8 protein-coding genes are annotated in these 6,704 nt (G+C 72.7%); 6 read left to right on the plus strand and 2 right to left on the minus strand.

Annotated features, from left to right (window positions below):
* Positions 1–416 (plus strand): sensor histidine kinase (locus tag KDK95_RS37265; RefSeq protein ID WP_212522371.1); only part of this gene is annotated, 416 nt, incomplete at its 5' end.
* Between the two features lie 128 nt (positions 417–544).
* Here the strand turns inward: KDK95_RS37265 and KDK95_RS33440 are convergent.
* Positions 545–1,072, minus strand: coding sequence for a universal stress protein (locus KDK95_RS33440; protein ID WP_212522372.1), 528 nt, complete (start codon positions 1,070–1,072; stop codon positions 545–547).
* 197 nt (positions 1,073–1,269) lie between these two features.
* On the opposite strand from KDK95_RS33440, the gene KDK95_RS33445 reads away from it, so the two are divergent.
* The 5 genes from KDK95_RS33445 (at position 1,270) to KDK95_RS33465 (ending at position 6,323) form a co-directional block, all read left to right on the plus strand.
* Positions 1,270–1,737: a CBS domain-containing protein gene (locus KDK95_RS33445; protein ID WP_212522373.1), complete on the plus strand. Its 468-nt coding sequence runs from the start codon at positions 1,270–1,272 to the stop codon at positions 1,735–1,737.
* A 141-nt stretch (positions 1,738–1,878) separates the two neighbouring features.
* Complete coding sequence (locus KDK95_RS33450) at positions 1,879–2,322, plus strand: hemerythrin domain-containing protein (protein ID WP_212522374.1); 444 nt, start codon at positions 1,879–1,881, stop codon at positions 2,320–2,322.
* A gap of 178 nt (positions 2,323–2,500) precedes the next feature.
* Positions 2,501–4,291, plus strand: coding sequence for an FAD-dependent oxidoreductase (locus tag KDK95_RS33455; RefSeq protein WP_307844881.1), 1,791 nt, complete (start codon positions 2,501–2,503; stop codon positions 4,289–4,291).
* Positions 4,292–4,296: 5 nt separating this feature from the next.
* On the plus strand, positions 4,297–5,391 hold the full coding sequence (locus KDK95_RS33460; protein ID WP_372463425.1) for a maleylacetate reductase: 1,095 nt from the start codon (positions 4,297–4,299) through the stop codon (positions 5,389–5,391).
* On the plus strand, positions 5,388–6,323 hold the full coding sequence (locus tag KDK95_RS33465; protein ID WP_212522377.1) for a hydroxyquinol 1,2-dioxygenase: 936 nt from the start codon (positions 5,388–5,390) through the stop codon (positions 6,321–6,323). The genes KDK95_RS33460 and KDK95_RS33465 overlap by 4 nt, the downstream gene beginning before the upstream one ends.
* On the opposite strand, the gene KDK95_RS33470 is transcribed toward KDK95_RS33465, so the two are convergent.
* Positions 6,218–6,704: helix-turn-helix transcriptional regulator (locus KDK95_RS33470; RefSeq protein ID WP_212522378.1), on the minus strand; the 487-nt coding region annotated here is incomplete at its 5' end. The genes KDK95_RS33465 and KDK95_RS33470 overlap by 106 nt on opposite strands.

Genomic DNA, 6,704 nt, shown 5'->3' on the forward strand with positions numbered 1-6,704 from the left:
ACCTGAACAAGGACGAGGCTCCGAGCCTGCGGGCGCAGACGATCGAGGCCTGCGAGCGCGTCGCCGAGCAGCTCGGCTTCAGCCCCTCGGTCCGCTTCACCGGACCGGTCGACACGCTGGTGCCCGACGAGGTCGCCGAGCACCTGCTCGCCGTCCTGCGCGAGGCGCTGTCCAACGCCGCCCGGCACGCGCGGGCCGGGAAGGTCGACGTCGAGGTCGCCGCCGACGGCACCCACGTCACCCTCACCGTGATCGACGACGGCGTCGGCATCCCGGCCGGCGGCCGCCGCAGCGGCCTGGCCAACCTCGCCGAACGCGCCCAGCAGCTCGGCGGCCGCTTCAGCGCCGACCCGGGTGTGGATGGCGGCACGGTGCTCGTCTGGACCGTGCCGGTGCAGATCGAAGAGGCGGACTGAGGGCCCGGCCGGCGCAGCCGGTTCGACGTGTGCAGCCAGTTCGACGTGTGCAGCCGGTTCGGCGTGCGCAGCCGGTCCGACTCGAGCAGCCGGTTCGGCGCGAGCCGCGCTTCAGGTGCCCCGGAACCTCAGGTGCCCTGGAAGGGGCTCCCGCGCAGATCCGGCACCTCGCTCTCGAAGCGGTCCCAGACGTCCGCGCGATGCCGCCGAAGCTTGCGCAGCGAGCGCCGCGTCGTGCGCTGCATCTCGGGCACGGGCACCACCAGCACCTGGCAGCGCGCGCTCTTGAGCAGCCCGCGGGCGACCGAGCCGTTCCAGACCGACCTGATCACCCCTTTGCCGTCGTTGCCGACCACGATCAGGTCCCGGCGGTCGGCGGCATGCCTGGCCAGCGCCGCCCCGGTCGACTCGTACACGACGCTCTTCACCAGGTCGACGTCCGCCGGGAAACCGCCGAGCGCCTCCTGGAACGCCGCGTCGATGTAGTCCATGTCCGCCTCGGCGCCGATCCCGGCCATCGCGCGCACCGCGTCCAGCGGCACCTGCCGCTCGCGCGCGAGCCCGGCCGCCACGCGCAGCGCCGCGTACCCCGCCAGCGAGCGGTCCACGTGCACGACGACCTTCGGGTGGACCGCGTTACGCTCCGCCGCGTCCATCAGGAGACCCGCTCGTCCCGGCGGGCGGTCGCGGTCTTTCCCATCGTGGTCCTCATGATCTCCTCCACGGGTTGAGAAAGCTCTGGTCTCGCCCTCAGTCTCCGGCCGGCCCGGGTGATCGGCTAGGGACCTTGGTCCCGGCCGATCGCGGCGCACCGTCCCTGCCGCCGCGCGCCGCCGGGCGGCACGCTGGGGCCATGACGATGACACAGACCCTGCCGGCCGCTCCGGCCGCGGCCGCGCGCCGCGCCGAGCCGACCGCCCGCGACCTGATGAGCCCGGTCGACAACGTGATCGGCGAGGACGGCACGCTGGGCGACGTCGTCCGGCGCTTCCTGGACGGCTCCGGACGCCACCTGATCGTGCTCGACCGCGACGGCCGGTGCTCCGGCGTCATCGGGCCGCGGCACATCGCCCAGGCCCGCCGCCTCGATCCGCGCCGGGACGAGGAGATCCCGATCTCGGAGCTCGGCTGCGCCCCGTGGATCGCGCTCTCCCCCCTCGATTCTGCGCGCACCTGCGCCCAGATGCTCGTCGAGTACGACCTCGACGCCATCCCCGTCCTCGACGGCGACCAGCGGGTGCTCGGCCTCGTCACCGCGCACGACATCGTCCGCGCCGCCGCCGACGTGCCGAGGCGGCGGACCGCGCACGTGAGCGACTGACCGCGCCGGAGCGGCCGGCGGGCGCGTCACCCGACAAGACGTGTCGCGCCGCCGCCCGGCGCGGCGGCGGCGCAGTCTGGATGCGGGGGACCCGGCGGAGAGGGAGAGTGCGGCGTGTGCGAGTACTGCGGATGCCAGGACGTGACGGCGATCGGGGACCTGACCCGGGAACACGACGCGGTGGTCGATCTGATCGGCGAGGCGCGCGCCGCCCACCGGATCGGCGACCTTCGCGCGCTCTCCGAGTGCGCGGCACGGATCGCCGCCCTGCTCGGCCCGCACACCCGGGTCGAGGAGGAAGGCCTGTTCGCGGCGCTGCGCGAGGAATTCCCCGACCAGATCGCCCAGTTGGAGGCCGAGCACCGGATGGTCGAGCCGGTGCTGTTCGAGGCCGCCCACGCGCCGATCGACGGGCACTGGCCGACCCGGCTGATGGCGGCGCTCGACGTGCTGCGCCGGCACATCCTCAAGGAGCAGGACGGGGTGTTCCCGTTCGCGCTGACCGGCCTGACCGTCGAGCAGTGGGAGGCGGTCGACGCGGTGCGCGCGCAGGTGGGCACCGCCCTGCCGGTCCCGCACCCGTAGCCGGGCAGGCCGCCGGGCATCGTCCCCGGCCGCCGTCGCGACCGCCGCCGGCGTTTCGGAATCCGCCGCTTGTTTCGTTATCCGCCGACCCTGGAGCGGATCGCCCCGGCACGCGTCGCACGGCCCGATACTGGCGGCGAGCTGCCAAGGGCGACGGCCGATGAGAGGTGTGAGCGCGGTGCCGGAATTCAACGACGGGCTGGCTGAGACGGAGCTTCCGCTCGGAACGGTCGTGACGACGGACGTGGTGGTGGTGGGTTCGGGCCCGGCGGGCGCGACGGCGGCGCTGCTGCTGTCGAGCCTCGGGATCGACAACATCATGATCACGAAGTACCGGTGGACCGCGAACACGCCGCGGGCGCACATCACCAACCAGCGGGCCATGGAGGTCTTCCGCGACCTCGGCATCGAGGAGCAGGTGAACGCCGACGCCACCGAGCACGCGCTGGTCGGCGACACCGTCTTCTGCACGAGTATCGCGGGCGAGGAGATCGGCCGCATCCGCACCTGGGGCACCCGGCCGGACCGCGAGGCCGACTACCGGCTCGCGTCCCCCTGCCTGACGGTCGACATCCCGCAGACGTACCTGGAGCCGATCCTCGTCCGCAACGCCGCCCAGCGCGGCACCCAGACCCGGTTCTCGACCGAGTACCTCTCCCACACCCAGGACGCGGACGGCGTGACCGTGACAGTGCTCGACCGCGTCACCGGCGAGCAGTACGCGATCCGTGCCAGGTACCTGATCGGCGCGGACGGCGCGCGCTCGAAGGTCGCGGCCGACATCGACCTGCCCTACGAGGGCGCGATGGACATCGCCGGATCGATGAACATCACCTTCAAGGCCGACATCAGCGCCCGCGTCGCGCACCGGCCGTCGGTCCTGTACTGGGTCATCCAGCCCGGCTCGAACGTCGGCGGCATCGGCGCGGGCCTGGTGCGGATGGTCCGGCCGTGGAACGAGTGGCTGATCGTCTGGGGCTACGACATCGCCGAGCCCGCCCCCGTCGTCGACGAGGCCGCCGCGATCCAGATCGTGCGCAACCTGCTCGGCATGCCGGACCTCGAGGTCGAGATCACCGGCACGAGCCTGTGGGGCAACAACGAGATGTACGCGACGCACCTGCAGCGCGGGCGGGTCTTCTGCGCCGGCGACGCCGTGCACCGGCACCCGCCGTCCAACGGGCTCGGCTCGAACACCTCCGTGCAGGACGCGTACAACCTGGTGTGGAAGCTGGCCGCCGTGCTGCGCGGGTACGCCGACCCCGCACTGCTGGAGACCTACTCGGCCGAGCGCGCGCCGGTCGCGGAGCGGATCGTGAAGCGGGCCAACAAGTCCAGCCGCGAGTTCGTGGACATCTTCGCGGCGCTCGGCGTGCTGGAGGCGAAGGACGAGGCCGCGATGGCGGCCGCGATCGAGGAGCGGAAGGCGAACACGCCCGCCGGCGAGGCCAAGCGGGCCGCGCTCGTAAGGGCGATGGAGCTGAAGAACTACGAGTTCAACGCGCACGGCGTCGAACTGGGCCAGTTCTACACGTCGACGGCCATCGTTCCGGACGGCTCGACGCCGCCGGAGTCCCGGGACGCGGACCTCTACTACGTGATGTCCACGGTCCCCGGCTCGCGGCTGCCGCACGCGTGGGTCGGCGACAGCATGCACCGGCTCGCGATGATGGACCTGGCCCCGTACACGCAGTGGACGCTGATCACCGGCGTCGCGGGGGAGAGGTGGGAGTCCGCGGCCGAGAAGGTCGCGCGCGACCTCGGCATGCCGCTGACCGCCGTGGTGATCGGTCCGGGCCGCGCGGTCACCGACCTGTACTACGACTGGGCCAAACTGCGCGAGGTCGACGAAGGCGGCGCCCTGCTCGTGCGGCCGGACAAGCACATCGCCTGGCGCTCGATGGGCCTGCCGGAAGACCCGGCTGGCGCTCTGCACGCGGCCCTGACCGCGATTCTCGGAAGGTCGTGACCGTGATCGAGTTCGAGCATGTGAGCCTGCCGCAGCGCGTCCTGTTCGCCACCGGCGGCGCTCGGGGGAATCTGGCCGGGCAGATCGAGACGCTGGGCGCGCGGCGGGTGATGGTGATCGCCGGCGAGGGCGAGCGCGACCTCGCCCGCACCGTCGCCGACGGGCTCCCGGTCGTGCGCTGGCACCACGAGGTCGTCATGCACGTCCCCGTCGAGGTCGCCGAGCGCGCCCGCGAGATCGCCGCGGCCGACGGAGTCGACGCGCTCGTGTGCATCGGCGGCGGATCGACCACCGGCCTGGCGAAGGCCGTCGCGCTGACGTCCGGGCTGCCGATCGTGGCGGTTCCGACCACGTACGCCGGTTCCGAGGCGACCAACGTGTGGGGCATGACCGAAGGCGCCCGCAAGACGACCGGCGTCGACGACAAGGTCCTGCCGCGAGCGATCGTCTACGACGCCTCGCTGATGCTCACCCTGCCGGTAGAGCTCAGCGTCGCCTCCGGCCTGAACGCCCTGGCGCACTGCGTCGACTCGATGTGGGCGCCGCGAGCCGACCCGATCGACCGCGCGCTGGCCGCCGAGGGCATCAGGGCACTGCGCATCGGCTTGCCGCTGGTGGTGAAGGAGCCGACCGGCGCCGAGGGCCGCGAGCACGCGCTGTACGGCGCCTATCTCTCGGCGCGTGCGTTCGCCTCCGCCGGATCGGGCCTGCACCACAAGATCTGCCACGTGCTGGGCGGCATGTTCAACCTCCCCCACGCCCAGACGCACGCGGTAGTGCTTCCGTACGTCCTGGCGTTCAACGCCCCGTACGCCGACGACGCCCGCCGCCTGATCGCAGCCGCCTTCGACGTCTCGGCCGAGCCGGGATCCGCCTCCGACCCAGACGGCGCCGTGACGGGCCTGAACAACCTCCGCGCGCAGCTGAACGCCCCCCGCTCGCTCCGCGACCTGGGCATGCCCGAGGACGGAATCGCCGCGGCGGCAGAGGCCGTACTCGCCGCCGTGCCGCCGCGCAACCCGCGGCCCGTCACCCGCGAGAACATCACCGAACTTCTCCACGCCGCGTGGTCAGGCACGGAAGGAACCGACGCCCGATGACGATCTCCCGAGAGCAGGAACAGCGCGAGGCAGACCTCGTCGCCGAGGTACTGGCCTCCTTCGGCGGCTGCGAGAACCCGCGACTGCTCGAACTGGTCAGCGCGCTCACCCGTCACCTGCACGACTTCGCCCGCGAGGTCCGCCTCACCGAGCAGGAGTGGAAGGCCGCGATCGACTTCCTGACCGACGCCGGCCGCATCACCACCGACCGCCGCCAGGAGTTCATCCTGCTCTCCGACGTGCTCGGCCTGTCCATGCAGACCATCGCCATCAACAACGAGGCCGACGGCGACGCCACCGAGGCCACCGTGTTCGGCCCCTTCTTCGTCGAGAACAGCCCCGGGATCGAGATCGGCGACGACATGTCCGGCGGCGCTCCCGGCGAGCCGTGCTGGGTCGAGGGCACCGTCTCCGACAACCGGGGCGAGCCGGTCCCCAACGCGCACATCGAGGTCTGGGAGGCGGACGCCGAGGGCTTCTACGACGTCCAATACGACGACGAGCGCATGGCCGCCCGCGCCCACCTCCACGCCGACGACCAGGGCCGCTACGCCTTCTGGGCCCTGACCCCGACCCCGTACCCGATTCCGCACGACGGCCCGGTCGGCAGACTCCTGGCCGCCACCGGCCGCTCCCCGATGCGCGCCTCCCACCTGCACTTCATGGTCACCGCCCCCGGCAAGCGGACCCTGGTCACCCACATCTTCGTCCGCGGCGACGACCTGCTGACGTCGGACGCGGTCTTCGGGGTGAAGGACTCCCTGATCAAGGACTTCGAGCCGCAGCCCGCAGGCACCCCGACCCCCGACGGCCGCGACCTCGCCGATCAGCCCTGGTCCCGCGTCCGCTTCGACATCGTCCTGGCCGACGCGTCCCCGGCTTCCCGGCCGCCCCTCGCCGCCCGCAGCACCTCGGCCGCACCGACCTCGTAGCGCTCCTTGAACACGTGCGAGAACCGGGCCGCCGACCCGAAACCGCAGGCGGCGGCCACCTCGCCGACGCTCGACACGCTCCCCGCGCGCAGCATCGCATGCGCGCGCCGAAGCCGCCGGCCGAGCACGTACCGCGGCACGGTCGTCCCGCCCGCCGCGAACACCCGCGAGAGTTGACGCTCGCTCAGCCCGACCCCGTCCGCGATCCGCGCCGCCGTCAGCCCCGCGTCGGTCAGATGCTCGTCGATGTACGTCTTCGCCGCGGCCAGATGCGCCGCCCCCGCGCTGCCGTCCGTCTCGCCGCCGGGCCGCCCGCCGACCAGCGCCCCGAGCAGCCCCAGCAGCGCCGCGTCGTCCACCGCCGCGTCGTCCACCGTCTCC

This window comes from Actinospica acidithermotolerans, assembly GCF_018139625.1.
Taxonomy (GTDB): Bacteria; Actinomycetota; Actinomycetes; order Streptomycetales; family Catenulisporaceae; genus Actinospica; species Actinospica acidithermotolerans.